General features: G+C 43.2%; 1 pseudogene. It reads right to left on the bottom strand.

What is annotated here, in order from left to right:
- Positions 1-213 (bottom strand): annotated as a pseudogene (locus tag V6256_RS15995) (allantoate amidohydrolase); the annotation flags it as partial.

Genomic DNA, 213 nt, shown 5'->3' with positions numbered 1-213 from the left:
ACGAATATCAATGGTAAAATGTACTTCTCCTGCAATAACATTGAATGCAGCGGGAAATACGACGCAACGGCCTACGGTCGCAACGATTTCATTATAAATTGCAAATTGTTCAATCGCTGAAACCATCTCAGCTGTACCGCACATTGCGTCTAGACGTAAATTCGCAGGAACGGTTCCAGCATGGCCAGCCATTCCTGTGAGTTTAAATTGATA

The organism is Psychromonas aquatilis (assembly GCF_038155185.1).
GTDB lineage: Bacteria > Pseudomonadota > Gammaproteobacteria > Enterobacterales > Psychromonadaceae > Psychromonas > Psychromonas aquatilis.
The sequence above is the reverse complement of the archived record's forward strand: the minus strand, read 5'-3'. Positions and strand labels throughout refer to the sequence as shown.